The sequence below is a fragment of the Sphingomonas sp. IBVSS2 genome, from assembly GCF_002127225.1.
In the GTDB taxonomy this organism is placed as follows: domain Bacteria; phylum Pseudomonadota; class Alphaproteobacteria; order Sphingomonadales; family Sphingomonadaceae; genus Sphingomonas.
On the sequence record NZ_NFUR01000003.1, the window covers coordinates 15,692 to 41,636 of the forward strand.

General features: G+C 64.8%; 26 protein-coding genes and 1 tRNA gene. 10 read left to right on the forward strand and 17 right to left on the reverse strand.

The window, feature by feature from the left end:
• Positions 1-150 precede the first annotated feature (150 nt).
• The 5 genes from CAP40_RS10225 to CAP40_RS10245 form a co-directional block, all read right to left on the reverse strand.
• Positions 151-1,128: an alpha/beta hydrolase gene (locus CAP40_RS10225; RefSeq protein WP_086129440.1), complete on the reverse strand. Its 978-nt coding sequence runs from the start codon at positions 1,126-1,128 to the stop codon at positions 151-153.
• A gap of 63 nt (positions 1,129-1,191) precedes the next feature.
• A complete protein-coding gene (locus CAP40_RS10230; protein ID WP_086129441.1) occupies positions 1,192-1,791 on the reverse strand; it encodes a hypothetical protein in 600 nt (199 codons plus the stop codon).
• Positions 1,792-1,996: 205 nt separating this feature from the next.
• Positions 1,997-4,144, reverse strand: a complete 2,148-nt coding sequence (locus tag CAP40_RS10235; RefSeq protein WP_086129442.1) for a peptidase domain-containing ABC transporter — start codon at positions 4,142-4,144, stop codon at positions 1,997-1,999.
• Entirely contained in the window at positions 4,141-5,397 is a 1,257-nt protein-coding gene (locus CAP40_RS10240) for an HlyD family secretion protein (protein WP_086129443.1), read from the reverse strand. The genes CAP40_RS10235 and CAP40_RS10240 overlap by 4 nt, the downstream gene beginning before the upstream one ends.
• A 423-nt stretch (positions 5,398-5,820) precedes the next feature.
• Positions 5,821-6,717, reverse strand: coding sequence for a LysR family transcriptional regulator (locus tag CAP40_RS10245; protein WP_086129444.1), 897 nt, complete (start codon positions 6,715-6,717; stop codon positions 5,821-5,823).
• A 120-nt stretch (positions 6,718-6,837) separates the two neighbouring features.
• Between CAP40_RS10245 and CAP40_RS10250 the strand changes: the two genes are divergently transcribed.
• Both CAP40_RS10250 and CAP40_RS10255 read left to right on the forward strand, forming a co-directional pair.
• Positions 6,838-7,251 carry a DoxX family protein gene (locus tag CAP40_RS10250; protein WP_086129445.1) on the forward strand — a complete coding sequence of 138 codons (414 nt, stop codon included), beginning with the start codon at positions 6,838-6,840 and terminating at the stop codon, positions 7,249-7,251.
• Between the two features lie 83 nt (positions 7,252-7,334).
• Positions 7,335-8,180: a pirin family protein gene (locus tag CAP40_RS10255; RefSeq protein ID WP_086129446.1), complete on the forward strand. Its 846-nt coding sequence runs from the start codon at positions 7,335-7,337 to the stop codon at positions 8,178-8,180.
• A gap of 207 nt (positions 8,181-8,387) precedes the next feature.
• Here the strand turns inward: CAP40_RS10255 and CAP40_RS10260 are convergent, their stop codons facing one another.
• Positions 8,388-9,086 carry a VOC family protein gene (locus tag CAP40_RS10260; protein WP_218822139.1) on the reverse strand — a complete coding sequence of 233 codons (699 nt, stop codon included), beginning with the start codon at positions 9,084-9,086 and terminating at the stop codon, positions 8,388-8,390.
• A 372-nt stretch (positions 9,087-9,458) separates the two neighbouring features.
• On the opposite strand from CAP40_RS10260, the gene CAP40_RS10265 reads away from it, so the two are divergent.
• The 4 genes from CAP40_RS10265 (at position 9,459) to CAP40_RS10280 (ending at position 13,100) form a co-directional block, all read left to right on the forward strand.
• Entirely contained in the window at positions 9,459-10,127 is a 669-nt protein-coding gene (locus CAP40_RS10265; protein WP_086129448.1) for a LuxR C-terminal-related transcriptional regulator, read from the forward strand.
• A gap of 242 nt (positions 10,128-10,369) precedes the next feature.
• Entirely contained in the window at positions 10,370-11,125 is a 756-nt protein-coding gene (locus CAP40_RS10270; protein ID WP_086129449.1) for an AraC family transcriptional regulator, read from the forward strand.
• Positions 11,126-11,203: 78 nt separating this feature from the next.
• The gene (locus CAP40_RS10275) at positions 11,204-12,715 is read left to right on the forward strand and encodes a S41 family peptidase (RefSeq protein ID WP_179188078.1); all 1,512 of its coding nucleotides are present in this window, start codon (positions 11,204-11,206) and stop codon (positions 12,713-12,715) included.
• A gap of 121 nt (positions 12,716-12,836) precedes the next feature.
• Entirely contained in the window at positions 12,837-13,100 is a 264-nt protein-coding gene (locus CAP40_RS10280; RefSeq protein WP_218822140.1) for an antibiotic biosynthesis monooxygenase, read from the forward strand.
• 162 nt (positions 13,101-13,262) lie between these two features.
• On the opposite strand, the gene CAP40_RS10285 is transcribed toward CAP40_RS10280, so the two are convergent.
• Positions 13,263-13,754, reverse strand: coding sequence for an Rrf2 family transcriptional regulator (locus tag CAP40_RS10285; RefSeq protein WP_086129452.1), 492 nt, complete (start codon positions 13,752-13,754; stop codon positions 13,263-13,265).
• 58 nt (positions 13,755-13,812) lie between these two features.
• Between CAP40_RS10285 and CAP40_RS10290 the strand changes: the two genes are divergently transcribed.
• Positions 13,813-15,084, forward strand: coding sequence for an NAD(P)/FAD-dependent oxidoreductase (locus tag CAP40_RS10290; protein ID WP_179188080.1), 1,272 nt, complete (start codon positions 13,813-13,815; stop codon positions 15,082-15,084).
• A gap of 38 nt (positions 15,085-15,122) precedes the next feature.
• On the opposite strand, the gene CAP40_RS10295 is transcribed toward CAP40_RS10290, so the two are convergent.
• Positions 15,123-15,578: a MarR family winged helix-turn-helix transcriptional regulator gene (locus CAP40_RS10295; RefSeq protein WP_218822141.1), complete on the reverse strand. Its 456-nt coding sequence runs from the start codon at positions 15,576-15,578 to the stop codon at positions 15,123-15,125.
• A 73-nt stretch (positions 15,579-15,651) separates the two neighbouring features.
• Here CAP40_RS10295 and CAP40_RS10300 point away from each other — a divergent pair, with 73 nt between their 5' ends.
• A complete protein-coding gene (locus tag CAP40_RS10300) occupies positions 15,652-16,119 on the forward strand; it encodes a hypothetical protein (protein ID WP_086129455.1) in 468 nt (155 codons plus the stop codon).
• 77 nt (positions 16,120-16,196) lie between these two features.
• Here the strand turns inward: CAP40_RS10300 and CAP40_RS10305 are convergent, their stop codons facing one another.
• Complete coding sequence (locus tag CAP40_RS10305; RefSeq protein WP_218822142.1) at positions 16,197-16,934, reverse strand: SDR family NAD(P)-dependent oxidoreductase; 738 nt, start codon at positions 16,932-16,934, stop codon at positions 16,197-16,199.
• Between CAP40_RS10305 and CAP40_RS20460 the strand changes: the two genes are divergently transcribed.
• The gene (locus tag CAP40_RS20460) at positions 16,896-17,462 is read left to right on the forward strand and encodes a hypothetical protein (RefSeq protein WP_179188084.1); all 567 of its coding nucleotides are present in this window, start codon (positions 16,896-16,898) and stop codon (positions 17,460-17,462) included. The two genes, CAP40_RS10305 and CAP40_RS20460, sit on opposite strands and share 39 nt — an antisense overlap.
• Before the next feature lie 17 nt (positions 17,463-17,479).
• Here the strand turns inward: CAP40_RS20460 and CAP40_RS10315 are convergent.
• The 6 genes from CAP40_RS10315 to CAP40_RS10340 all read right to left on the reverse strand — a co-directional run bounded on the left by CAP40_RS10315 (position 17,480) and on the right by CAP40_RS10340 (position 23,296).
• A tRNA-Lys gene (locus CAP40_RS10315) sits at positions 17,480-17,555 on the reverse strand.
• Between the two features lie 101 nt (positions 17,556-17,656).
• Complete coding sequence (rodA, locus tag CAP40_RS10320) at positions 17,657-18,793, reverse strand: rod shape-determining protein RodA (RefSeq protein WP_086129458.1); 1,137 nt, start codon at positions 18,791-18,793, stop codon at positions 17,657-17,659.
• Entirely contained in the window at positions 18,793-20,826 is a 2,034-nt protein-coding gene (gene mrdA, locus CAP40_RS10325; RefSeq protein WP_086129459.1) for a penicillin-binding protein 2, read from the reverse strand. Before mrdA ends, rodA begins: the two co-directional genes overlap by 1 nt.
• On the reverse strand, positions 20,826-21,332 hold the full coding sequence (gene mreD, locus CAP40_RS10330) for a rod shape-determining protein MreD (RefSeq protein ID WP_256924136.1): 507 nt from the start codon (positions 21,330-21,332) through the stop codon (positions 20,826-20,828). The genes mrdA and mreD overlap by 1 nt, the downstream gene beginning before the upstream one ends.
• A gap of 2 nt (positions 21,333-21,334) precedes the next feature.
• Positions 21,335-22,240, reverse strand: coding sequence for a rod shape-determining protein MreC (gene mreC / locus CAP40_RS10335; protein WP_086129460.1), 906 nt, complete (start codon positions 22,238-22,240; stop codon positions 21,335-21,337).
• Positions 22,241-22,255: 15 nt separating this feature from the next.
• Positions 22,256-23,296: a rod shape-determining protein gene (locus CAP40_RS10340; protein ID WP_086129461.1), complete on the reverse strand. Its 1,041-nt coding sequence runs from the start codon at positions 23,294-23,296 to the stop codon at positions 22,256-22,258.
• 152 nt (positions 23,297-23,448) lie between these two features.
• On the opposite strand from CAP40_RS10340, the gene mutL reads away from it, so the two are divergent.
• On the forward strand, positions 23,449-25,251 hold the full coding sequence (mutL, locus tag CAP40_RS10345; RefSeq protein WP_086129462.1) for a DNA mismatch repair endonuclease MutL: 1,803 nt from the start codon (positions 23,449-23,451) through the stop codon (positions 25,249-25,251).
• Positions 25,252-25,266: 15 nt separating this feature from the next.
• Here mutL and CAP40_RS10350 read toward each other — a convergent pair whose 3' ends face one another.
• Entirely contained in the window at positions 25,267-25,641 is a 375-nt protein-coding gene (locus tag CAP40_RS10350) for a hypothetical protein (RefSeq protein WP_086129463.1), read from the reverse strand.
• On the reverse strand, positions 25,614-25,901 hold the full coding sequence (locus tag CAP40_RS10355; RefSeq protein WP_086130047.1) for a hypothetical protein: 288 nt from the start codon (positions 25,899-25,901) through the stop codon (positions 25,614-25,616). Before CAP40_RS10355 ends, CAP40_RS10350 begins: the two co-directional genes overlap by 28 nt.
• Between the last annotated feature and the right edge of the window lie 44 nt (positions 25,902-25,945).

A 25,945-nucleotide genomic window follows, 5' to 3' on the forward strand; every position in this document is an offset into this window, starting at 1 on the left:
TTTCGATGTTTGTCGGAATAGATATTGCTAGAAATAATCTTCATTTTCCAGATTTAAGATATATTTTTATATGCATTATTATTGTGTCAATAATAGTAATAGTTAGTGGTCGCGCAAAGTGAGATTTTTTGTAGTAAATTTATATTCAAACTACTGAATTTGTGTATGTTTAATTCCGGGATTTTTAAGTATGTAGGATGATATTATTCTCGGTATTTCGTCGGGAATATCTTTTGCTCTGTCGAGGCTGGCGGCTATGTTTTCTAGCCTGTCATCGGCCTTCACCGATCGTAATTGGTGGCCGATGTTGGGGAGTATGACCAATGTTGATGCGCGATTTGCCTTGTGTAGGGCCACGGCGTCGCTGCTAAAGACTTGGAGGTCTTGCTTGCCCTGCAGAATCATCACCGGCCGCTGGATGCCCGCGAGGAGCGTGCGTGGATCGGAGTGGGACTCCTCAATTAGATAGCGCTGACGTGCGTGCGAGAATGCTGTCCGGATGGCGGGAGGAGCTGTTCCAACATCCACCAGTTGCCCTTTGGCATTGCGTGTCAACAGGCTGTCGACGAATGCCTTGCTAGGCGTATCGAGCCAGGATTTCTTAATCTGCTCGCGAAGCAAGGCGAGCATGGGCCGACCCGGGCTCGCCAATAATATCAAGCCGCAAACATCTTTGCGCCGTGTGGCGACTAAAAGAGACACTAGGCCGCCTTCACTGTGTCCGATGAGCCATAGGCATTGTGCGCCTGTCTTGGCCCGAACGAGGTTGATCTCTCGCTCGGCATCGTCAACCAGCATTGAGAATGGGCAGGTTTGGCTCGCGCAATGGTCGCCGGGGCGGGGGTCGAGTAACCGGCGTTTGTCGAATCGGGCTACGGAAACTCCCTTTCGGACGAGTGCTTCTGCCAGAAACCTGTAGGTGCTCGCGCCAATATGGGGGCCTCGATTGCCGTCTCGATCGAGGTCTCCCATGCCGCCAACGATCAAGGCCACCGGCGCGGAAGCGGCGGCGGCGGTGTTGAGTATGCCACTGATCTGTTGATCCGGGACCGCAAGGAGTGTCCCCGGAGCGGATTGCTCGGCATTCGGGAGAGCTGCCATGAGAAGCAGAGGAAGCGTGAACTTCATCGGAGCCCCTAATCAGTAGAAATGGGCGCGCGGTTTGGATGGGCGCGCCCACAATATACGAGTTTAGTCGTGGTTACGCATTTCCTCGGGTGTCGGCCACTTCGAGGGATGGCTGACGAACGAATGGCCGTTCTCGATATATTGCTTGGCGATGGATTCGAAGACTGCCTCCTCGATTGCATTTTCATACGCGTCGGTTAGTGACTTCCCCGCCACCCCGGCGACGAGTCCGGCCACTCGGGGGTCCGTTATGACGCGAGCAATAAGCGCATCAGCTGCTGCCAGTTCGGGCGCAAGCAGGCCGGCGCCAATAGTGATCGCCCACTTGATCGCCTCGGTCGTTTGGCCGGCTACGTGACGTAGAACTTTGAGCTCGCTGTGGGTTAGCTTCGAGGTTACGACGATCTCATTTGGATCTTGGGTAGCTGCGCCTGCGCCTGCGCCTGCGCCTGCGCCCGCTGCTAGGTCTGCCGGGTCGCCGGGATAGTAGTTGTTCCCTTGGCCGAAATCGGGGAATGCATGCCCCAAGGAGATAGGCGCGGTAACGACAATAGCGTTCCCGCGATCGCTGGAACCGTTTTCCTTGTAGAACCCGAATATGTCTTGGGATGAGCCCCATCCTCCGGCGATAAGCTCGATCTCATGGCTAGTGAGCATCCGCATCTGCAATTGTCCTATGAAATATGTACGAAACGATTCGTACTATTGATATAGTCATCAGGAATGTTTCATGAGCATGACTCGGGTAGAATCATTATTCAATGCCTCAGACTATTCAGTATAATTGTGGTTTGAATCGCCATTTTTATGCGATTTATCGCGGTATATTCTTCCATAAGGGTTTAGTCATTGGATTTTTGCTTCAGCGTCACTCGCCCGCTACGGCCTGCAGCGCAGGTTGCTCGTCATCGCCGGTCATGAGCAGAACCCGGCCATCGGCCACCATGTAGACGCGGTTCGCGGCCGCTATCGATTGGGTCCGGTGTGCGATCATCACGCGGGTGATGTTGAGCGCGGAAAGCGAGGCGAGCACTTTCGCCTCCGTCTCGGGATCAAGATGCGCGGTGCCTTCGTCGATGAACAGGATCTTCGGCTGGCCGTAGAGCGCGCGCGCCAGCAGGACCCGTTGCTTCTGCCCGCCCGACAGCACCGATCCCATGTCGCCCACCAGCGTGTCGTAGCCGAGCGGCATTCGCTTGATGTCGTCATGGATGCAGGCGCGCCGCGCGGCGTCCTCCACCCGCTCCATGTCGATATCGGTATCGAAGAAGGCGATGTTCTGCGCGAGCGAGCCGGCATAGAGCGCGTCTTCCTGCGCGACGGAGCCGATGCTCTGGCGATAGGCCTGCTTGCCGAACGTCGTGATGGAGCGCCCGCCGACCTGGATGCTGCCATGATTGGGCTCGAACAGACCCATCAGGATCTTCATCAAGGTCGTCTTGCCGCCGCCCGACGGCCCGACGATGGCGATCATCTCGCCCGGATCGATCTGGATCGAGGCGCCTTTCAGCACGTCCGCCTCGCCCATGCCGTACCGGTACCAGAGGTTGTGCGTCGTGATAGGCTGCGAGAAATCGGGGGCGTCGCCGATCCGATCATCTTCCTTCGGCGTCAGGGCGATGTCGGCGATGCGGGCAAGGTGGACCTGGACGATCTTGAGGTTCAGCCCCTGCTCGACCAGGCGCATGCCGGCGCCGAGGAACTGCTGCTTGTAGGCGCTGAACGCGAAGATCATGCCGAGCGTCAGCTTCGCGTCGAGCGCGAGCGTGATTGCGACGAGGACGAAGAGCACCCCCTCGAGGTCGAGAACGAGCTTGCCGATCGCGTCGAACCCGGCGGTCAGGCGGCCGAGCCGGATCTGCGCATTGACTGCGTCCGCCTTGCTCTGTTGCCAGAGGCGCTGGCGCTCGCCTTCGCGGCCGAATGCCTTGATCGCCGCGATGCCGCGCACGGACTCGATGAAGACGCTGTTCTCGCGCGCGGCAGTCGAGATGGCGTCGATGTTGCGCAGCTGCATCGCTTTCAGGAACAGCAGCCGGACCACGACATAGAGGCCGAGCGCCACGATCGCGATGGCGCCAAGGACGGGCGAGTACACGAACATCAGGATCAGCGTGAACAGGTCCATCACGCCGTCGACCAGGCCCGCGATCAGGCCCTGGCTCAGCAGGCTGGTGATCGGCATGGTCGAGCTGAAGCGCTGGATGATATCGCCGACATGGCGCTTCTCGAACCAGGGCAGCGGCAGCCGCATCAGGTGGCGGAAGAGATTGATCACCACCTGATAGGAGAGGGCGTTGCCGAGATTGACCAGAATGACCGAGCGGAGCCAGCTCGCGAGGAAGCTGACGATGGCGACCCCCGCGAAGCCGACCGCGAGCACGCCGAGCAGATCGCGATCGGAGGCGGGAAAGACCGTGTCAATCGCGACCTGCAGGAAGAACGGGCTGGCGAGCACGGCAAGCTGAAGCACGAGCGACAACAGGATCACGTTGCGCATTGCCTGCCAGAAGCCGGTCATCGAGGACCAGAGGTGCCCTATCCGCAGCGGCGGGGCGCTCTGCTTCGGCTTGAAGGACTCGGCCTGGAGCAGTTCGACGGCCACGCCGGTAAAGCTGCGCGACATCTCTTCGCGACCAAGCGTCAATGCGCCGCGGGCCGGGTCATGGACATGGTATCGCCGCCCGCCGCCGCCGTCGCTGATGCGCGTGAGGACCACGAAATGGTTGAGGTTCCAGTGGAGAATCGCCGGGAGCTTCAGATGCCCCAGCTCCTCGATCTCGCCGCGGAGTGGCCGGGCGTTGAAGCCGATGGCCTCGGCGACGAGCATGAGCTGCTTGAGGGTCGCGCCCTTCAGCGACAGCGCAAAGCGCTGCCGGAGCTCGATGAGGTCGGTCTTGAAGCCATGATGGCCGGCGACCATCGCCAGACAGGCGAGCGCACACTCGCTGGCCTCGCTTTGCGTGATCATGGGTGTGCGCCGCGCACCGCCCAGCTGCAGCAGCTCGACGCTCATGCGGTCCTGCGCGAAATGGCGTGGAGCGGCTTCAGCAGCCAGTCGAGGAAGCTCTGACGCTCGAGGATGATGGTCGCCTCCAGGGCCATGCCTGGCTGGAGGGGGATGTTCTCGCCAAAGGCATGGATAGCCTGGCGATCCAATCCGACGGTGATGCGATAGACGGGTTCCTCGAGCTTTACCGGCAGGTCGACTTCCCGGGGATCGATGACGATCCGCGAGATCGCCTTGATCTTGCCGGCAAAGGATCCGAACCGCTGATAGGGAAAGGCGTCGTAGAGGATGCGTGTTTCCTGGCCGGCGTGCACGAAGCCGATTGCGCGCGTCGGCGCGAAGAGTTCCGCCTTGAGCATCGTGTCGGTGGGCACGATGGTCAGCAGCGGCGCCTGGGCGGGGGCCAGTTTCCCGACCCCGGCCTGCACGGCCGTCACCCGGCCGCTGATCGGCGCCGTGATCACATAAGCGCGCTCGCCTTCCATCTGGGCGCGCTGCTGCAACAGGGACTGAAGGGCACCGCGGATTTCCAACTCTCCCCGTGCGGAATCCGCGGAGATCGCGGCGAGCTGCGCGCGCGCCGCATTCGCGTCGGCCCGTTTCTGGGTCAGTTGTTGTCGAAGACTGGCGAGGCTCTGCTGCGAGGTGATGAGATTCTGGCGGCGGCGTTCCATCTCCACCTTGCTGACGAACCCGCGCTCGACGACCTTGGCGATCTGGTCGAACATCGACTGGTTCGATCGAACTACTTCCTCTTGTAGCTGGATTTGGCCCTCGATGTCGCGCGCCTGTAGCGACGCCGTGGACATCGCCGCCGCGAGCCGCTCGCGGTCCGCGGTTCCGCGGCGGGCGTTGAGGGCGATCTGCTCGCGTGCAAGGGACTGGCGGATGTCCAGACTGGCTATGCCATCCGCCATGACGGCGCCGCCCGCGGCTGCATGGCGGTCCAGGGCGATCACCGCCAGTCGGTCGCCCTTGCGAACCACGGTGCCTTCGCGCGCCGCGAGCTCGACGACAATGCCCGAGGCCGGCGCGGCAACCTTGGTGGAGGGGCGCTCGGTGACCAATATCCCGCGCACGGTTTCGGTGCGGGCATAGGAGCCGAGTGTCACCCAGGAAATTGCCGCGGCCGTGATCGCAACGATAGCGGCCACAAGGAGCGAGGCTGAAACCGATTGGTTGAGGATGACTTCGCCTTGCAGCCCCTGGCGGCGATGCTCGGAAACCTCCTGTCTGAATAGGGGATCCTCTGTCGGCATGATCTACTCGCGTAACTCAAGAGCCTGCAGCTGGTGCCAGGTGCGTGGCGCATAAAGATTTCAAGGATAAAAATAGTTTTTCCCTGTGCCGGCGGATAGGGTAGGGCGAGGTCGAATGTCAACATGAAGGCAATATGTTCGGAACATTTGATTGGAAATAATTGCCGGGGAGCTTCGGGTGGAATTGTCACAAGAAGTTCACAAAATTTGTTGTCATGATGTTGAAATGCACATGTCCGGCGGGAGTTTTCTCGCGGACCAAGCGGATATGCTCGCAATTGGCCGGGCTTTCCTTCCTAGGGGAGGCATATCGGCTCGATATTTACTTATGGAAGCTTCGATCAATGATAGGCGTAGCTCACTCGCGGTGCCGGCATAGGCCGCGCTGAACGCCACCGACCTGCTGCTGACGATCGAGGCATTTCAACCGCTTTGCGCGGCGAAGTGTTCGATGAGCCATTCGCCTGCCGGGCCGGGGCGGGCGTCGCTGCGATAGATGGCCTGCAGCGGATAGTGCCCGACCGTCACCTCCGGGAGGTCGAGGCGCACCAGGCATCCTGCTTCAATATCATCATGCACCATGGGTTCGGGCATGAAGCCCCAGCCCGAACCCGCACGGAGCAGCGCATGCTTGGCGCCAAGATCGGCGATCCGCCATTCCTTGGGACTCATCACGCCGGCGTCCGCTCCTTCGGCGAAGGGCGCACGGACGGTCAGAACGAGCTGGCGATGGTGCCGGATTTCGCCGGGTGTCCGCCGACCGGGACGCGCCAGCGAATGGCCCGGCGCCGCCACCGGGATCATCTCGACCACGCCGACACTCATCTGGTCGAGCCCCGGCCGATTGGAATGGAAGATGCCGGCGATGCCGATCCGCGCGGTGCGATCGAGGACCAGCTCCGCGACGGCACCGAGCGTCTCGACATGCAGCCGCAGCGTCACCGTGGGAAAGCGCATTTCGAACGCGCGGATCGCATCGGTCAGACGGCAGGCGGGGAGCATCACGTCCACCGCGAGAGAAACCTCCGCCTCCAGCCCCTGCTGGAGCCCGGCGACGGCGGCGCGCAGGTCATCGATCTCGCCGGCAATGGCGGCGGCTCGCGCCAATACCGACTTGCCGGCGCCGGTCAGGATGGGTCTGCGCGCCTGCGCACGGTCGAAGAGTTGGATGCCAAGATTGGCCTCGAGCGTCGCGACCGTATAGCTGATCGCGGACGTGGCGCGTCCAAGCCGACGCCCCGCCGCTGCGAAACTGCCGGTCTCGGCAATGGTGATCAGCACCCGCATCTGATCCAAGGTCGGCAAGCCGACGTCCGGCATTTCAAATTCCTTGAACGTTCATGCCAGCATTATGTGACTTATTTTGAATATGCGCGGCGCCCTATCTGACCGTCAAGGCCGCGGCAAAGGAATGCGGCTCTCGTGAAAGGAACCGCCGTCATGTCCTCGCAAAATGCTTCGATCGCCGCCTTTGGCCGGCTTCTCATCGCCACCATTTTCCTGATCAGCGGCCTCGGCAAGATCGCCGACCCCGTCGCAACCCAGGGCTATATCGCCGCCACCGGCCTGCCCGCGCCGATGCTCGGTTATGCGCTTGCCGTCGCAGTGGAGGCGATCGGCGGCGTGCTGCTGGTGATCGGCTATCGCACCCGGCTGGTCGCCCTGGGTCTCGCCCTGTTCTCGATCGCGACCGCCATCTTCTTCCACGGCAATTTCGCCGACCAGAACCAGATGATCCACTTCCTCAAGAACTTCGCGATCGCCGGCGGCTTGCTTCAGATCATCGCCTTTGGCGGCGGTGCCTGGAGCATGGATGCCAGGCTCGGCGCGCGGCGCGTGTCCCTCGCTGTCTGACCCGCTTGAGGGACCGCCGGCTCAGCCCCCGGCCTGCGGTCCCTCATCCCATCGTCCTCCCTATGATTGAAAGGATTTGTCCGATGACCGACCTCCTTCTCGGCACCCGCCCGATTACGCACACGACGCGCGGACACACCCACGGCCCGATCACCCGCCTGATGAGCCCGAGCGATTTCGGCAAGCTGCTCAAGCCCTTCGTGTTCCTCGACCGGTTCGCCTTTTCCGCGGACATGGGGCCGTTCCCGCCCATGGCGATGCACCCGCATTCGGGCATCGCGACCCTCACCTATGTGGCCGAGGGCGGCCTTCGCGCCGAGGACTCGACGGGTGCCGACGACATGGTGAGCGCCGGCGGCATGGAGTATATGCAGGCGGGCTCGGGCATCTGGCACGGTGGCGCCGATGGTGCGGACGCGTTCCGGCTGCCGGTCCGCGGCTTCCAGCTCTGGATCGCGCTACCGGCCGACCTGGAGCTTGGCGCTTCGTTCAGCCGCAATCTCGAACCCGGCGAAGTGCCGGTGGACGGCCCCGCGCGAATATTGCTGGGCGCGTACGGATCGGCGCAGAGCCAGGTCGAGGCGCCAGCGCCGATCAACTATCTCGCGGTCACGCTCAAGGCTGGCGAGCGGTGGCGTTACCAGCCGCCCGCGGGGCATGAGGTGCTGTGGGCCGCGGTCGGCAAGGGCCTGGTCGCAACGCCGCAGCCGCTGCGTGAGGGCGATCTTGCGGCTTTCGCTCCAGGCGAAGGCGCCGTCGAGTTCGAGGCGATCGCCGACAGCGAATTGGTGCTCGGCTCGGCCGTGCCGCACCCCCACGACCTCGCGCTCGGCTATTATTCGGTCCACACCAGCGCCGATGCGCTGCGTCGCGGCGAGGCTCGCATCCGCGAGATCGAGAAAGAATTGGTCTCGGCCGGGCGGCTCTGAATCCGGAGGGTCCGATCAACCCGGCCCGTCGATGTCCTCTTTGGGCGGGTGGGCTGGCATCCGGCGATTGAAGCAGCCTTGCAATAGCGGCCATGCTTGTGCGCTGGACTTGCGGAAGGGTCGCTGCGCTGGTTTCAAGATGACGATTGCGTCAGTGAAACGTTCGAATCCTCCCTGCCTTTCGACGCTTTGGTGCGGGAGCCACCCCTACGGCCAGGCGATCGAGAACGGGGCAGGGGCCGGCGCAGGGCCTTTCCTTTCGGATGAGCGATCGATTGCCGCTGCCCTTTGCGGGCGATCTGTGACCAACATGTCTGGCGAGGCCCTGATCTGGGTCGCGAGCGCCAGTGGGCGGCCTTCATTGTCCCTGAAGAAGGCCATCCATTCCTCGGTACCGTCATCGTGCCGGTGGATCATGTGTGGCGCGTCCACAAATTCCACACCTGCGGATTGGAGTGCGACGTGCGTCAAGCGGATATCCTCGACCTGAAAATAGAGGACCGATTCCCCGCCGCCGTCGTCGCCCTCTTCGGTCAGGAACAATCTGACACCGCCGCAATCGAAAAAGGCCAGGTCGCCGAACGAGAAAAGATGTTCCAGCCCCAGGACCTCACCGTACCAATGCCGGGCCGCGGCGATATCCTTGACCCGGCGCGAAATCTGGCCGATCGGCCCGATGACCAACTGCGTTTCCATTTTGATGCCCTTTGCATCGAGTGAGCCATTGCCGCGCATGCCAGCCCAGTGGCCGAGTTCGGCGCGGCTGCGGAGGTCGAGCGTCGAGAGGATGTTGGCGACGCGACATTTGACTCTGTCGACACAGACCCTGCAGCGTCCGGCGGTTTCTGGTCTGCGCTCCCGTGCCGAATGGCATCGGCATTCGCCGCTCGGTATGAGCCGGAACATCCGGATGGGGCGATCGCCCGTTCTGGTTTTCCCGCCTCATTTGGCCAGGATATCGCGTACCAACCCGATTTTCCCTCCCCTCGCACGGGATACCGGCGTCGACGCCATTCCGCCGGCGCTGACCCTGTCCCGCGGCGACATGGAAGATGGGTGCTGCGCAATTGCCCGTGGCGGCGCGTCACGGCCATATCCTGCGGCACCTGCAGGATCGGGATGGGTTGCGTGCGCAGGACGGAAGGGGAAGCCGTGAAATCGGGTGTCCGGAACAAGACACGGTTGGTGCCTTGGGCGAATCCGCGTCGCCGTCATCGAATATGTCCGGTCTCAGATGCGGGGAGTGAAATTCCCATCTCCCGTCGATAAGATGCCCGCATGAACGGCAACCGGAAAAGAGGACGGCCCGCCCATCCCGATATTCTGACGCCGGGGGAGTGGCGCGTCGCGAAGGCGGTGCGGTTCGGCATGACGAACCGGCAGATCGCCGAACGGTTCGAAATCGGCGTGGAAGCCGTCAAGTTTCATCTTGCGAACATTCTGCTCAAGCTGAGCATGTCGCGCCGGCAGGATTTGGCGAACTGGCCGGGCATGCCGGCAACCGATCAGAATTCCCGGGAGGCTGGAATGCAGCAATCGACTGGCGGAGAATCGAAGCCGCTCATCCCGCCCGGTTTCACGCGGGTCTTCCCCTATATCTTCGTCAACAACGCTCGCGACTATCTGGGATTCCTTGACGAGGGCCTCGGCGGCGAAATCATCGACATTCATGCGGCGCCCGACGGGGTCGTCCTGAATGCGCATGTTCGCTTCGACGACACGACCATCATGATAAGTGAGGCGCAGGGTAGCCAAGCCGCGTCGCGGGCGACGATCTATCTCTATGTCGTCGACGCAGCCGGCGCCATGGCACGCGCTGTCGCGGCTGGCGGGCGCGAAATCAGTCCGGTGGGCTTTCGACCTTACGGAGAACAGCAAGGCGGCCTGGCCGATCCCTCCGGCAATATCTGGTGGCTCTCCCAGAGGCTTGCTCCGGGCGGCTACTAGGACCGCTCGGCCAAGGGCTCGTGCCAAGTCGCGTACCGTGCCCCTTGCGGCTCGCCGAGCGTCTCACGTACATCGACGAAGCTTTCGGCTGAGGCGAAATCATTCGAGCAAAGTTCGTTCCTCGAATTTTGTTGCACAGTAGCTTGGGACATCTCCCCTGATCGATAGGAAAACCTTCTATCGCTCATGATATCGGCATTTCATGGATTGTCCCTCGATGCGGCCGGCGCGAGAGTTGCGGCATGAACGCACCTTTCGAGTCGCTTCGGACCGGTCGCTATCCGGCCCATTCCGCGATGGCGGAGCATGTGCACGACGAAGCCAGCCTCTGCATCCTTGTCGCCGGGGAGTATCAGGAAAATGTGCGCGGGCGGCATGAGCGCTACCGGGCCGGGAGCCTGTCCTTCTGCCCGGCGGGCGAACCCCATTCCCAGCGCATCGGTCGCTCCGGCGCTTCCAAGCTGGTGTTGAATCCCACGCGCTTCGGCCTGGAATATCTTTCCGCGAATGTCCGGCTCGACGATGCGCCTGCGATCCACTCCGAAGCCATCGCGTCGATCGGTCGCCGGATCGTGGCGGAACTGTCGATCGACGATATGTTCTCGCGCTTCGCGATCGAGGGCCTGGGCTATGAATTGCTGGCGCTCTTCGGAAGATCGGCGACCCGGCAGCAGGACACCCCGGCCCGCTGGTTGCGCGACGCCCGTGCCTATATCGACGCACATGCCTGCGAGCCGCGCAGCCTGGGGGAGATCGCGGCGGCGATCGGCTGCGATCCCGTCCGCCTGTCGCGCGGATTTCAGCGCGCGTTCGGGCACAGTATCGGCGAATATCAGCGCAAGCTTCGCGTCGCGGCCGCGTCCGACTTGCTCAGGTCCGGACATATGCCGCTCGCCGAGATCGCCCAATCCTGCGGCTTCTATGACCAGTCGCATCTGACGCGGAGCTTCAAGGCCGAGGTCGGCTGCACGCCGGCGGTTTTCCGAAAGGGCGCCTAGCGTACAATCGTCCGCTGCGTCCAATACGGAAGGGCGGGGGCACGATAGTCGGCGGCGTATCCGATGGAGAATGTGCCGATGACGACCCCCAAAAGGTACCGAAACGCACCGATGATGGCGATGGCGTGCCTCGCCGGCCTTGCCCTGCAACCCGCCGCTGCACAGGAGGCCCGATCGGCGTTTCATCGCGCCGAATGGCTGGAGGACTTCCAGGAGCTGAAGGCTGCGCTCGAGCGCACCTATGTCAATCTCGCCTGGATGGGATCGCCACAAAGCGGCATCGATGTTCCGCGCCTGGAGCGCCGTACCCGGGATGCGCTGGCCCAGGCCGCTACCGATAGCGAGGCCGAAAAGGCGCTGCTCGATTTCGTCGCCGGTTTCCATGACGGGCATCTGTCGCCCTTGCCCCGGCTCGCTGTCCCAACCGTCGCGCAGGCACCGGAACCCGAGGAGTCGGCACTGCTCCACGGACAATCGCCCACCGGCTGCGCCGCGCTGGGCTATGCTGTGACCGGCCCGGTGGTCTTTACGCTGCCGTTCGAAAGCCTGCCGGGATTCGCGATGCTCGGTGACGGGCTCGGCGATCCGTTTCGCAGCGGCCTGGTGCCCGGCCCCGATGGCCGCAGAATCGGGATCGTGCGTATCCAGGAATTCGAGCCGACCGCATTCCCCGCGCTATGTACGCGCGCCTGGACTGCGCTCGAAGCTGCGGGCACCGCAGTCACGCGGCGTGCGATCGAGGACGCGGCGAGCGACCTGTGGTTCGCCGCGCTTGCCGAGACCCTGGCGACGCTTCGCGAGCAGGGCGCGGTCGCGATACTCGTCGATGTCGGCCGCAACAGCGGCGGCGGGGACAGCGGCGACTGGATGCCGCGGATGTTCACCGATCGCGCCGTCGCATCGGCGCCGATGTCGATGGTCGATGCGCCGGTATCCGCCCAATATTTCGACGAGCAGATCCGCTCGATGAATCGGGGGCTTGCCGCCAAGCCCAAGGCCGACGGCGCCAGGGCATTGGCGCAGGCGCTGCGGTTCTTCGAAAGCGCGAGGGCGCGGATCGGCACGCAGCACTGCGATCTCTCCTGGGTCTGGACCGAACAGCGACCTTGGAGAAAGGATGCTTGCAACAATCTTCTCGCGGCCGGCTCTGCGGGCGGTTTCAGCAGCGGCCTGCCCAAAGGTGCCTATGGCGATCGTGATTTGGCGAGCCGGCTTTCCTGGTCCGCGACGATCGAATCGCATTTCGGCGCCTGGACAGGCCCGGTCTATGTGTTGACCGACAACCGCAGCTTCTCGGCCGCGGAGATGTTTGTGGCGACGATGCGGGACAATGGCATCGCCAAGACGCTCGGCGCGCGGACTGGAGGGGATGGATGCGGGTTCATGGCAAAGGGCGATCCGCTGGTGCTGGCCCATTCGCAGCTGCGCTTTCGGATCCCGAACTGCATGCGGCTGCGCGCGAACGGCGCGGATGAGGTCGCGGGCATTGCGCCCGATTTCCCGATCGCGCCGACGCAAGGTGAGAGCGCTCGCGGTCGCGCCGCACGCGCGCTCGCCGTGATCGCACGGGATATGCCACGCGCTAGATAGCAATGCTGGCGCGCTTTCTGGGATCGCCGCTGATATGCCTACGCACTCGATCCGCCCGATTCATCAATGACCAAGCCGGGCGGGCGCCATCCGCAAGGCCGCCGTGCCATGGGATTGCTTTGTGTCGCCGGGCGAGCAGCAGCCGCTCATCGAATATCTCTACGAGGCTGCCCAGGTGGCGCGCGACGTCGAGGGGTGGATATCCGCCAGCCTTCATCGCAGCCTCGACGGCACGCGTGTCGTCAATTACGCGCAGAGTGTCGATCGCGAAGCGGCGGAACGGGCGTTCGATCACCTCCTTCAGAAGGGAATGATCGAAGGAAACAGACGCTACGGGGATGCCCATCCCGGGCTCTACGAGGTGGCCCTTGCGATTGAAAAATGAGGGCGCGCTGCCGTCTCCTGGCAAGGGCCGGCGGCACTCCCGATTGGGCGAACGCCGGGGTCGCCGAAATGGCCGAATTCTATCAGATGATCGGCGAAGCTCGCACGCCGGAACGCGCGCGGCGCAGGTCTACGCTGGTCCGGCAGATATTTCGTGCGTCGGTCAACCTAGCGCAGTCACGAGCCAAGCTCGGAATTGGCTGCGTCGTTTGGCGTCGAACGATTCATCCGCCGCGGCCGCGTTCATCTCGGCGATCGTCACGCCGGCCAGCGCTTCGCGCCACAGGGCTTCGGCTGCATGAAACGCGCGCGAAATGGGGCACGCGGCTCGACAGGCGGATGGTGGCGCCGGGCACGGACCGCGCTGCCGGATTTCCGTGCAGCGAAAGGCTGGCTGCGGACCTTCGATCGCGATCACGATATCGAGCAGCGAGATAGCGGAAGGCGCGCGCGCGAGGCGATAGCCGCCCTTCGCGCCGCGCCCCCCCGTCACGATACCGGCGCGCGACAGCGCCTGCAGGTGCTTGGCCAGATAGGCCGGCGGCAGCTCATGGAATTCGGCGAGCTTGGCACCGGGCAGGCCGCGTCCTTCCGGCACCGCCGCCAGTACGCCACACACATGGACCGCCCATTCGACGCCGTCGCTGATTCTCATTGCGGACATCCTATATCCACATTAAAGCGGATACAAATTGTCCGAAATGGAGGGCCCGATGTCCGAGTTCGACGTCATTGTCGTTGGGGGAGGCATCGCCGGCCTGGTGGCCGCGGCCTTCGCCTCCAGAAACGGAAGCCGCGTCGTTCTTCTGGAAGCGTCGGCAACGTTCGGAGGGCGCGCCAGAACGCGGATCGTCTCGGGATATCATTTCAACCAGGGCGCACACGCTTTGTATCGCGACGGCTTGCTGGATGAGATACTGCAGGACCTCGGTATTGCTGCGGCGGGCGGAGTGCCGCCCCTGGTCGCCGGTTTCTTCGTCGCGGGCGACACGCTGCACGCAGCCCCCTTCAGCGCGAGCGGGCTCGCTTCGACCTCGCTGCTTACCGATACCGAAAAGAGTGAAATGGGTAAGTTGCTTCGCGGTCTGCTCGATGGCTCGATAGAGACGCCGCCTGGCGGCAGCTTGCGTGATGCGCTGGCGGCACTCTCGCCGTCGCCCAGGGTTCGCTCGACGCTCGCCGCGATGGTTCGGCTGACAAGCATCGTCCATGCACCGGACCTGGCCGACGCATCGGCGCTGCTCGGCCAGCTCGCTGGCGGATTGGCGCGAAACGCTCGCTACGTCGATGGCGGCTGGGAGACGATAGTCGACGGTCTCCGCTCCGCCTGCGTTGAATTTGGCGCCAGTCTTCGGTCGGGCTGTCCGGTTGCATCGATCGATCGCGGAGCGTCCTGGCGCGCGACACTCAGGGACGGGAGCTCTCTGACGGCTCGCGCGGTCATACTTGCGGTGAATCCGGCGCAAGCCATGGCGCTGTCCCCGCGAATCGAGGGCCTCGAGGAAGCGACGAATGTAGTGCCGGCGAAGGTGGCATGCCTCGATATCGGTCTCGCGCACCTGCCGCGTCCCGACATCCTGTTCGCGCTCGACATCGATCGACCGCTCTATTTCTCGGTTCATAGCGCAGCGGCCCGGCTCGCGCCGCAAGGCGCGGCGCTGTTGCACGCCATGCGGTACATCGAGCCGGACGAGAAGCCGAGCCGCGGCCAGCTCATCGCCGAGCTCGAAGGATTCATCGATCTGACGCAACCAGGATGGCGGGAGCAGGAGCGGGCGCGCCAATTCCTGGGGGCCATGCCGGTGAACTCGTCGATCCCGCTTGCCGCGAGGCGTGGCCTGCACGGGCGTCCGGGGGTCGCGGTTCCGAATGGCGAAGGCCTGTTCATCGCCGGCGACTGGGTGGGGCCGGTTGGCATGCTCGCCGACGCGGCGTCCGCAAGCGGCCGTTCGGCGGGCGAGGCCGCAGCGGCATTCGCGCGATGACGCTGGTCACCTATGCGCAATAGGGAACCGGGGTCGGCCTATACGGGATCGCCCGCATCTTGCTCGTCATGGAGCCGACGCGTGAACTCCGAGGAAATCGTCAGCGCCTGCTCCGTGAAGGTTGCGATCATGTGCAGCTCGTCTTCCGAATGCCCCTCGTAGAGCCGTTCCATCGCGGCCTGCAGCGGCGCGTAGATCTGCCAGAGCGCTCGCATATTGTCGGCGCGGGTCGTCACGAGAACCCGGCGCCGGTCGTTCGGATCGGCCTGCCGCTCCGCATAGCCGGCACGCACGAGGCGGTCGATCGCCGTCGTCATTGCGCCGGTCGTGAGGCCGGTCCTGCGCGCGAGCTCGCCGGCGGTGACGCTGCCACCCATCTGGATGATGTCGAGGCACTCGAGGTCGGTCATGTTCAGGCCGACTTTCGCCGCGACGCCGTGGCTCACCATCAGCGCTTGGGCGCTGGAAGCCCGAAGCGCGTCCGTGAGCCGCATGATGGCCGCAACTCGTTCTCTTGACATTCGTGTATCTCGAAAATTAAGATATTTGATCGTTAGCCGATATCGGATGACCGGGCCAGTGAGTTTCCACGTCGCGATCCTGCAGACAACCATCGTTTTCGGAGCCATCGGGCTCGGCGGCGGCCTTTACGAAATTCTCCTGATCGATCGCGTCTGGCCGAAGCAACCGCAACTGATCCAGCCCGAAAGGGGCGGTATCGACCGCAAGCTCTTCTGGATTCCGGCGCATACGATCTATGAACTTGCCCTGGCGGGTTCCTTGTGGGCGAACTGGCAGAATCCGTTCGCAAGATATTGCATCCTTGCCGCGCTCGCGGCGCATGCGATGACGCGAGTCTGGTCCATATTTCATTTCATCCCGGCGGCGCTCGGCTTCGAACGGGCGGGTGACCTCAACCGGTCGCAGACCGAGGCGGCATGGGCCTGGACCCGGCGCAGCCGCTGGCGGGTCGCGATAGAAGCGGTCGCCGTCGCCGCGCTCGCCATCGCCGTGATGGGAGCGGCGCCCCGATAGGCGTGACCGGCATGACCGTCGAGCGCGCGTGCCTCGATACCGACGGCACGCTGCGGCGCAATTCCCGTCGTGCCGGTTCAGAACAGGCCGCCATTCGCGTCGATGACGGCCCCGGCAAGATAGCTGGACCTGCTCGACAGCAGGAACGATACCACGCCGGCGATTTCGGCCGGTTCGGCAAAGCGCTTCATCGGGGTCCGCTGCATATAGGCCGAGCGGCCCGGTTCGGGAATCCGATCCGCCATCTGACCCTCGATGACGCCCGGGGCCACCGCATTCACGCGGATGCCGTCGCCTGCGAGCTGTCGCCCCAGACCGCGCGTGAGCTGGATGAGGGCGGCCTTGGAGGCCGCGTAGACGATATCATGACCTGGCTCGCGCCCAGCAACGGACGCCACGTTGACGATCGCCCCCGGTGTCGCCTGCGCGATCGCTCGCCTGGCGAACAAGGTCGACAGCAGCAGCGGAGCACGCAGGTTCACGTCGAGCGTCCGGCTCACCTCGTTATCCGCGATCTCCTCCCATCCCTTGCCGAGAAAGACGCCGGCATTGTTCACGAGACCGTCGAGACGGGAGAATTCGCGCGCGATGGCGTCGAAGCCTGCCCGGATGGCGTTCGGATCCGAGAGATCGATTAGAATCGTTTCGCAGGCTGGGCTGCGTTTCAGGTCGATGCCGATGACGTTCCATCCGTCGCTTTTCAGATCTTCGGCGATGGCTATGCCTAGCGATCCTGCCGCGCCGGTCACGATGACATTCTTCGGCTCAGTCAAAACTTGCTCCCGATCCTGGAAGATGGCTGGTTTACCGGTCATTTGAGAGGCAAGCTTCTCGACCAGATCGACCGGCTGATCGACAAGCATATCCAGCGCTCGGATCGCATCAAGGATCTCTATGAGGCGCTTATCCGCGCCATCTTCCGGCGGGTGATGCGGGAATGGGAATGGACCGATCGGGTACCGGCGTTCAAGAACTACAGCCGCGGCGGCAAGGTCCGGGTTCGATGGATCACCGAGGAGCAGGCCGAACGGCTGCTCAAGGAATTGCCCGAGCATCAGCGTGACGTGGTCGTGTTTGCGCTCGCGACAGGGCTTCGGCAGAGCGACGTGCCCACCTGGGTGCTACAGGAGCTGGGCGGCTGGATGTCGGAGTCGATGGTGCGCCGCTATGCGCATATGTCGGTGAAGCACCTTCAGCCCTATGCCGACCAGCTGACTTTTGTGCCGAAAATCCGCGACGACGGAGAGGCGCAGAAAACTGCGGAAGCCGATGGTGCAAAATCACCCACAGCCCCGCGCAGGGACGTGCTGATTTTGGCGTCACAAGACGGTGCAAGATGTTGAGATGTAAGGAGAAGAAATGGTGGACGCACTAGGGCTCGAACCTAGGACCCGCTGATTAAGAGTCAGCTGCTCTACCAACTGAGCTATGCGTCCATTCCGGGTTGTTTCGGCGCCCTTGGTGGGTGCGCCTCCGCAGTGGAGGAGCGCCTTTAGCGGCGCGGTTTGCGGCTTGTAAACCCCCAATCACAAAAAAATCACCAGCGCTGCACGCGGCGGCTCTGGCGGTCGATCGAGAGCAGGATTCCGAAGCAGATCATGAAGGTCATCACGGCCGTGCCGCCAAAGCTGATCAGCGGCAGCGGCACGCCCACCACCGGCGCCAGGCCCATCACCATCGCCATGTTGATCGCGCAGTAATAGAAGATGGTGGCGGAAAGGCCCGCCGCCGTCAGCCGCGCGAAGCGGCTCTGCGCGCGCATGCTCACGCCGATCCCCCAGCGGATCAGGATGCCGAAGCCTACGATCAGGAAGAAGCCGCCCATCAGCCCCCATTCCTCCATCATCGTCGCCAGCGCGAAGTCGGTATGGCCCTCGGGCAGATAGTCGAGATGGCTCTGGGTACCCTGCAGGAAGCCCTTGCCGAACACGCCGCCCGATCCGATCGCCACCTTGGACTGGCTGATGTGATAGCCGGTGCCCAGCGGATCGCTCTCGGGATCGAGGAAGATCAGCACGCGGTTGCGCTGATAGTCGTGCAGGACGAAATTCACCGCCAGCGGCGCCGCCACCGCCAGCGCCAGCGCGCCGCCGATGAACAGGCGCAGCGGGATGCCGGCCAGGAACATCACCGTCACGCCGCCCGCGGTGATCATCAGCGCCGTGCCGAGATCGGGCTGGAGCATGACGAGGCCGGCCGGGATGCCGATCAGCACGCAGGCAGGCCAGATCGCGCCGAACTTCCGGATCTCGCCTGCCGGCAATATCTCGTAGAATCGGGCCATCGCCATCACGATCACCGGCTTCATCAGCTCGGAGGGCTGCAGCCGGATGAAGCCGAGGTCGAGCCATCGCTGGCTGCCGCCCGCCACCGCGCCGAGCAGCTCCACGCCGACCAGCATCACCACGATGACGATGTACATGGGGAAGGCGCCCAGCGCCCAGAAGCTCTCCGGCACGCGCGACAGGCCGATGGCCATGGCGAGGAAGACGAAGAAGCGCAGGCCCTGGTTGAACGCCCAGGGCGTCATGCTGCCGCTCGCGGCCGAATAGAGCACGACCAGCCCGAACATGCCGATCGCCACCACCAGCCCGATGATCCGCCAGGGCAGCTGCGCCAGCGGTCCGGGCACGATGCCGGAGGGGCCGAGGCCCGAGGATTGGAGCGTGGCCATCAGTCTGCCTCCACGCTGCCGCGTTCGGCCGCGCTGCTGTCGATCGTGTTGCTGGTCGTGGCGTTGGCGGCCTCGGAAGCGACGGTGCTCGCCGCCTCGGCCGCGTCCTCGGGCGCTTCGGGCGGCGGCGCGCTCTGGGCCGCCTTGAAGGCCTTGGCCTGCTCGGCCATCCGGGTGCGATAGTCGCCGCCCCAGGTCGGCTCCTCGCGATGCAGCGATTCCATCGCGCGCTTCCGGTCGAATAGGAAAGTCATGATGTCGCGGCCGATCATCGGCGTGTCGAGGTTGCGGACGGTGTGGCCGTTATGCTCGAGCACGATGCCGGCGGCATATTTCGGGTTCTCCGCCGGGGCGAAGCAGACGAGCAGCGCGTGGTCGCGCAGCTTGAACGGCAGCGAGGCGTTCTTGAGCACGCCCGATGCACGCTCCGCCATGGTGATGCGGCGGACCTGGGCGGTGCCGGTCTTGCCGGCGAGCGTGATGCCGGGAACCTGGATCCGCGCCGCGCCGCCGGTGCCGCCCGAATTGATCACGCCGAACATCGCGTCGCGGATGATGGCCAGCTGCTCGGGCGTGGAGGCGAGGGGCGGGGCATCCTGGTGCGGCGCGTCCGCCAGCAGCCGCGGGACGAGTTGGCGCCCCGATGCCAGCCGGCTCGCCATCACCGCCAGCTGCAGCGGATTGGCGAGCACATAGCCCTGGCCGATCGAGGCGTTGAGCGAATCGGCGACGGTCCATTGCTGCTTGTAGCGCTTCAGCTTCCAGGCGCTGTCGGGCACGGTGCCGAAGCGCTGGGTGCTGAAGGGCAGGTCGAACTTCTGCCCCAGGCCGAGCGCGCGCGCCATCGGGGCCACCGCATCATAGCCGACGCGGCGCACCATCTCGTAGAAATAGATGTCGCAGCTCTGCATGATCGCATGCTTGAGATCGAGCGCGCCGTGCCCGCCGCGCTTGTGGCAGTGGAACACGCCATTGCCCACGCGCAGCGCGCCCGAGCACACCACCCGGGCATTGGGGTCGACACCCGCGTGCAACAGCGCCAGCCCGTTCATCGGCTTCACCGTGGAGCCCGGCGGATAGAGGCCCTGCAGCACCTTGTTCATCAAGGGCACATGGTCGTCCTCGCTCAGCATCTTCCATTCGTTGCGGCTGATGCCGTCGGAGAAGCTGTTGGGGTCATAGGCAGGCATCGAGACCATGGCGAGGATGTCGCCATTGCTCACGTCGATCACCACCGCCGAGCCGGAATTGGTGCCCAGGCGCCGCGCGACATATTCCTGGAGCAGCGCGTCGATGGTGAGCTTCACCGTCTCGCCCGGCTGGTCGGGCCGGGTGGCGAGTTCCTTGACCAGCCGGCCATGCGCCGTCACCTCGACGCGCTTGGCGCCCGGCGTGCCGCGCAGGCGGTCCTCCAGCGTCTTCTCCAGCCCGTCCTTGCCCAGCTTGAAGCCGGGGGCGACCAGCAGCGGGTCCTTTTCCTTCTGATATTGCTCGGCCGAAGCGGTGCCGACATAGCCGACGAGGTGCGCGACGCCCGCGGCCAGCGGATAGTTGCGCGAGAAGCCGCGGGTAGGCTGCACGCCGGGCATCTCCGGCACGCGCACGCTCACCGCGGCGAAGCGCTCCCAATCGAGATTGTCGGAGACCTGGACGGGCTGGAAACCCGCCGCCCGCTTCAGGTCGGTGCGGATGCGCGACATTTCCTCTTCGGAGAGGCTCAGGATCTGCTGGAGCATGCCCAGCGTCTTCTCCTTGTCCTCCATCCGGTCGGGGATCATGTCGACGCGGAACGCGGTGCGGTTGTTGGCGATGGGGATGCCGCTGCGGTCGACGATCCAGCCCCGCCGCGGCGGCGTGAGCGTCAGGCGGACGCGGTTGCTCTCGGCGGTCAGCCGGTAGCGCTCGTTCTCGAACACGGCGAGCCAGGTCATCCGCCCGGCCAGCACCAGCGCGGCCGCGCCCTGGATCCCGCCGAGCACCAGCGCGCGGCGGGAGAAACTGTAAGCCTGCGCTGCTTCGGTGATCCGGGCCATTATTGTCGCTTCTTATCCCGATCGAGCCACGCACAGAACCGGGCAACCACGGGGAACAGCGCCGCGGAGATGAGAATCTGGATGAGCAGCGCCGTATCGACATGGGCGGTGAAGGGGGCGGCCACCAGCCGCCCGCCGATCAGCACGAAGGCGATCGCGCCGCCGGCGATCAGCCAGTCCTGCCAGAAATCTCGCCACACCAGCCGGGTATCGAGCACGTCCACCATCAGCACCGCGGCCGACCAGAGCAGCATCGCGCTGCCCAGGGGCTGGCCGCTCAGCATGTCGTCGAAAAAGCCCAGCGGGACGGGCATCCACACTTTCATCGAATCGCCGCGCATCAGCCGCCAGGCGAGCAGCATCATCAGCCCGAACGGCGGCAGGAAGGGCACGGTGGCCACCACCGGCAGCAATGTCGTCATCGACCCCAGCACCACCGAGAGCGGCGCCAGCCAGATGCTGCGCGGCATCTTCTCGCTGCGGCCGAGGGGGATATAGTCGGTCACCGCTATTTCTTCCCGGCCTTGGGCTTTGCGCTGGGCGAGGGAGTGGGGGACGGGGTAGGCGTCGGGTCAGGCAGGAACGTCGCCTGGACGAGCGCGAAATCGAGCGCGTCGGGATTGGCCGAAGGCTGGGCCACCGCGATGTCGCGTGAGGTGCGGATCACCCGCGCGACGGGGATGTTCGGCGAGAAGATGCCCCCGGTGCCCGAAGTGACGAAGGTGTCGCCCGGCTGGAAGATCATCGTCGCCACGCTTGCCGAGCGGATGTCGAGCAGCCCGTCGCCGCGCCCGGTGGCGATCGCGGGCAGGCCGTCGCGGGTGCGCCGCACGGGGACGATGCTCTCCGGATCGACGATCAGGAGCACGCGCGCGGTATTGGGGCTGGTCTCCACCACCTGGCCGATCAGCCCGTCGGGCTGGCGCACTGGCTGCCCCGCCTTCACGCCCTGCCAGCCGCCCGCGTTGAGCGTGGCATAGCGCCGGGTGCTGCCCATCGAACTGGCCACCAGCCGCGCCACCACCACGGCATCGGTGGAGACGTCGTGCAGCTTGAGCATCTCGCGCAGGTGCCGGTTTTCCTGGTTGAGCGTGCGCGCGCGCTCGACGAGCAATGCATTGTCGGCGATCTGCTTCTTGAGCCGGGCATTCTCGCCGCGCACGTTCACATAGCTGGAGACGCCTTCGGGCACCCCGGCGACGCTGGTGCGCACCCAGGTGAAGGCGGAGGCGACGGGCGTGGTGATCTCCGAGAAGAAACCACGCACCGCGCCGAAGGCCGGCGGATTGAATATCGAAAGCAGCAGGAGGCCGGCCGCGACCAGCATTCCGCCGACCAGCCCCACATAGCCGAGGAAGAGCCCGTACTGCGCCCGCCGCGAAAACCCCGGGCGCCGGTTGCGTGGCGGCGCCATACCCCTTTGCTCCGATCAGACCGAGATGAGGACGCCGCGGAACACCGGATCTTCCAGCGCGCGCCCGGTGCCGAGCGCCACGCAGGTCAGCGGGTCCTCGGCGATCGTGACGGGCAGGCCGGTCTCGTCGCGCAGCACTTCGTCGATCCCCTGGAGCAGCGCGCCGCCACCGGTGAGGACGATGCCCTGGTCGACGATGTCCGCGGCCAGTTCCGGCGCGGTGTTCTCGAGCGCGATGCGCACGCCCTCGACGATGGTGCCCACCGGCTCCGACAGCGCTTCCGCGATCTGGCCCTGGTTGATCTGGATTTCCTTGGGCACGCCATTGACCAGGTCGCGGCCCTTGATGTGGATCGTCTGGCCGATGCCGTCCGCCGGCGGCTTGGCGACGCCGACTTCCTGCTTGATGCGCTCCGCCGTGGCTTCGCCGATCAGCAGATTGTGGTTGCGGCGCACATAGGAGACGATCGACTCGTCCATCTTGTCGCCGCCCACGCGGACCGAAGTGGAATAAGCGAGGCCGCGCAGCGAGAGCACCGCGACTTCGGTGGTGCCGCCGCCGATATCGACGACCATCGAGCCGATCGGCTCGGTCACCGGCATGTCGGCGCCGATCGCGGCCGCCATCGGCTCCTCGATCAGCCACACCTGCGACGCGCCGGCGTTCGACGCGGCGTCACGGATCGCGCGGCGCTCGACCGAGGTGGAGCCCGAGGGCACGCAGATCACGATCTGCGGCCAGCGCATGAAGCGCCGCTGGCCGTGCACCTTGCGGATGAAGTGCTTGATCATCTCTTCGGCGATGTCGATGTCGGCGATCACGCCGTCGCGCAGCGGGCGGATCGCCTCGATGCTGCCGGGGGTCTTGCCCATCATCAGCTTGGCGTCGTCGCCGACCGCCTTGACGCGCTTGACGCCGTTGAGCGTCTCGACCGCCACCACCGACGGTTCGTTGAGGACGACGCCGCGGCCGCGGAGGTAAACCACCGTGTTCGCGGTGCCGAGATCGATCGCCATGTCGTGGGACATGAAATTGAACAAGCGGGGAAATGCCATCTATGTTTCCGTCCTGCCGGGCGGGCGCCCGCCGCCGGCTAATCGCACAAAATATCTAGTCCGGGACCTTTCCGGGACGGACTGAAGAATCCGGCCTGGTTGCCATGCGGTTGGGGTCGCGGGATGCCGCCGCTTGGGCTAGAGCAACGACCATGTCAATACGCCGTCTGCCCGAACACCTTGTCAACCGAATTGCAGCGGGAGAAGTGGTCGAACGCCCCGCCAGCGCGCTGAAAGAACTGGTCGAAAACGCAATCGACGCCGGAGCCACCCGGATCGCCGTCAAACTGGCCGGCGGCGGCACCGACCTGATCGAAGTCACCGATGATGGTTGCGGGATGTCGCCGCCCGAAATGGCGCTCGCGCTGGAGCGCCACGCCACCTCCAAGCTGCCCGACGACGAGATCGACCAGGTCACCACCCTGGGCTTTCGCGGCGAGGCCTTGCCCTCGATCGCCAGCGTGGCACGGATGACGCTGGAGAGCCGGGTGCGCGGCACCGAGGGCTGGAGCCGGGTGGTCGACAACGGCACGCTCGTCTCCGAAGGCCCGGCCGCCTTGCCGCCGGGCACCCGCGTGCGAGTCGAGGCGCTGTTCGGCCGCGTGCCGGCGCGCCGCAAGTTCCTGCGCTCGCCCCGCGCCGAATATGCCGCCAGCCTCGACGTGATGAAACGCCTCGCCATGGCGCGGCCCGACATCGCCTTCTCGGTCGAGCATGACGGGCGCAGGGCGCTGCAGGTGCAGGGCGGCGAGACCGGGCCGGAGCGCGTGGCCGGACTTACCGATCGCGCGCTGGCCGAGAACAGCGTCGCGGTGGATTTCGAGCGCGAGGGGATCACCCTTGGCGGCGTCGCCGGCCTGCCGACCTTCAATCGCGGCGTGGCCGATCACCAATATCTGTTCGTCAACGGCCGCCCGGTGAAGGATCGCCTCCTCATCGGTGCCCTGCGCGGCGCCTATGCCGAGATGCTGGCGCGCGACCGCCATCCGGTGGTCGCGCTGTTCCTCGACGTGCCGCCCGACCAGGTCGATGTGAACGTCCACCCGGCCAAGACCGAGGTCCGCTTCCGCGATCCGGCCCTGGTGCGCGGGATGATTGTCTCGGGCCTGCGCCGCGCGCTCGACGAGGCGGGCCATCGCAGCGCCCAGCGCCCGAGCGAGGCGGCCCTGGGGATGTGGACGAGCGAGGCCAGCGCCCCGGTGGCGCCTGCGCCGCAGCTCTGGGACGCCGGACCCGCCTTCACGCCTGCGCCGCAGTACGATCCGGCGCCGACCTATCGCTATGCGGGCGTCCAGGATCGCCGCCCGGGCTTCTCGGCTCCGCCGCCGCTCGCCCGGGCCGAGCCGGCGATCGCGCCCGTCCCGCAAGGCATCCAGCATCCGCTCGGCGTGGCGCGCGGCCAGGTCGCCAAGACCTATATCGTCGCCGAGGCCGAGGACGGCCTGGTCCTGGTCGACCAGCATGCCGCGCACGAGCGGCTCGTGCTCGAGCGGATGCGGCGCGCCATGTCCGAAGGCGGCGTGGCGTCGCAGGGGCTGCTCGTTCCGGAGGTCGTGGAGCTGGACGAGCCCGGTTGCGACCGGCTGGAGGCCCGTGTCGGAGAGCTTTCCGAATTCGGCCTGGATCTCGAGCGCTTCGGTCCCCGAGCGATGCTGGTCCGCGCGGTGCCCGCCGCGCTCGGCAAGGGCGATGTGCACGCGCTCGTCACCGATCTCGCCGACGAGCTCGCCAGCTTCGACGAGGCGCTCAGCCTCAAGGAGAAGCTCGACCATGTAGCCGCGACCATGGCCTGCCATGGCTCGGTGCGGGCGGGGCGCGTGCTGTCGGTGGCCGAGATGAACGCGTTGCTCCGCGAGATGGAAGTTACGCCGCATTCGGGCCAGTGCAACCATGGCCGCCCGACCTGGGTGAAGCTGGCGCATGGCGATATCGAGAAGCTGTTCGGGCGGAAGTGAGGAGTCGCGTGTTCGCTAGGGTGTCATTGGCCAGGGCAGCGGATCTTCTATCGCCGGCGGATCGTAAAGTTCGGTCTCCCATTCCTCGAAAGGCGGGGTCGGCTCCTCACCGGTCACATATTGCAGAATGAACTGTGCAGCGCGCCGTTCGGCCCATTTTGCATTGAGAACCTCGCCTTGCTCGTCGAGTTTTATGACATTCGCGAAGATCGCAAAGACCTGTTCAAGCGCGCTGGGTTCTTCGAAAATGCACGAGTAGTCGATGCCATCGAGTAGAGGCTGGCCCACTGAGCGATTTGCTACCCAGAAGGCGAAGAGCCGTAGCGCCCCGCTGAACGACTTACTAAGCTTGACCGGGCGGTTTACCGCCGCACTTTTCCAAAATGCCATGCGCAATAGCTCCCCAGTACCAGCCAGCCGGCAATCACCGGCCATATGCCATAGGTCCGCAGCGAATAGCTGAGCAGTGCCGAGATCCCGATCAGCAGGTTCGCCGAGCCCCAGTAGAAGTTCATCAGCGGGGTCGAGAGCCCGACGCCGCGCGGGCGGGAGAAGGGCGTGGGGAAGGGCTCCCCGCGCAGGCCCGCGGCGAGGTGGGGGATCGCGTTGCAAAGCAACGCCCCGGCGAGGAACAGCACCAGATAAGCCATCGAGGCACGATCCTTCACCGATAAGAGAGCGGCTGGCAATGCGC

Coding starts and splice junctions, on each gene's coding strand:
- CAP40_RS10225 (WP_086129440.1), bottom strand. CDS start 1,128: ATGAAGTTCACGCTTCCTCTGCTTCTCATGGCAGCTCTCCCGAATGCC.
- CAP40_RS10230 (WP_086129441.1), bottom strand. CDS start 1,791: ATGCGGATGCTCACTAGCCATGAGATCGAGCTTATCGCCGGAGGATGG.
- CAP40_RS10235 (WP_086129442.1), bottom strand. CDS start 4,144: ATGAGCGTCGAGCTGCTGCAGCTGGGCGGTGCGCGGCGCACACCCATG.
- CAP40_RS10240 (WP_086129443.1), bottom strand. CDS start 5,397: ATGCCGACAGAGGATCCCCTATTCAGACAGGAGGTTTCCGAGCATCGC.
- CAP40_RS10245 (WP_086129444.1), bottom strand. CDS start 6,717: ATGCCGGACGTCGGCTTGCCGACCTTGGATCAGATGCGGGTGCTGATC.
- CAP40_RS10250 (WP_086129445.1), top strand. CDS start 6,838: ATGTCCTCGCAAAATGCTTCGATCGCCGCCTTTGGCCGGCTTCTCATC.
- CAP40_RS10255 (WP_086129446.1), top strand. CDS start 7,335: ATGACCGACCTCCTTCTCGGCACCCGCCCGATTACGCACACGACGCGC.
- CAP40_RS10260 (WP_218822139.1), bottom strand. CDS start 9,086: ATGTTCCGGCTCATACCGAGCGGCGAATGCCGATGCCATTCGGCACGG.
- CAP40_RS10265 (WP_086129448.1), top strand. CDS start 9,459: ATGAACGGCAACCGGAAAAGAGGACGGCCCGCCCATCCCGATATTCTG.
- CAP40_RS10270 (WP_086129449.1), top strand. CDS start 10,370: ATGAACGCACCTTTCGAGTCGCTTCGGACCGGTCGCTATCCGGCCCAT.
- CAP40_RS10275 (WP_179188078.1), top strand. CDS start 11,204: ATGACGACCCCCAAAAGGTACCGAAACGCACCGATGATGGCGATGGCG.
- CAP40_RS10285 (WP_086129452.1), bottom strand. CDS start 13,754: ATGAGAATCAGCGACGGCGTCGAATGGGCGGTCCATGTGTGTGGCGTA.
- CAP40_RS10290 (WP_179188080.1), top strand. CDS start 13,813: ATGTCCGAGTTCGACGTCATTGTCGTTGGGGGAGGCATCGCCGGCCTG.
- CAP40_RS10295 (WP_218822141.1), bottom strand. CDS start 15,578: ATGCGGCTCACGGACGCGCTTCGGGCTTCCAGCGCCCAAGCGCTGATG.
- CAP40_RS10300 (WP_086129455.1), top strand. CDS start 15,652: ATGACCGGGCCAGTGAGTTTCCACGTCGCGATCCTGCAGACAACCATC.
- CAP40_RS10305 (WP_218822142.1), bottom strand. CDS start 16,934: ATGACCGGTAAACCAGCCATCTTCCAGGATCGGGAGCAAGTTTTGACT.
- rodA (WP_086129458.1), bottom strand. CDS start 18,793: ATGGCCACGCTCCAATCCTCGGGCCTCGGCCCCTCCGGCATCGTGCCC.
- mrdA (WP_086129459.1), bottom strand. CDS start 20,826: ATGGCCCGGATCACCGAAGCAGCGCAGGCTTACAGTTTCTCCCGCCGC.
- mreC (WP_086129460.1), bottom strand. CDS start 22,240: ATGGCGCCGCCACGCAACCGGCGCCCGGGGTTTTCGCGGCGGGCGCAG.
- CAP40_RS10340 (WP_086129461.1), bottom strand. CDS start 23,296: ATGGCATTTCCCCGCTTGTTCAATTTCATGTCCCACGACATGGCGATC.
- mutL (WP_086129462.1), top strand. CDS start 23,449: ATGTCAATACGCCGTCTGCCCGAACACCTTGTCAACCGAATTGCAGCG.
- CAP40_RS10350 (WP_086129463.1), bottom strand. CDS start 25,641: ATGGCATTTTGGAAAAGTGCGGCGGTAAACCGCCCGGTCAAGCTTAGT.
- CAP40_RS10355 (WP_086130047.1), bottom strand. CDS start 25,901: ATGGCTTATCTGGTGCTGTTCCTCGCCGGGGCGTTGCTTTGCAACGCG.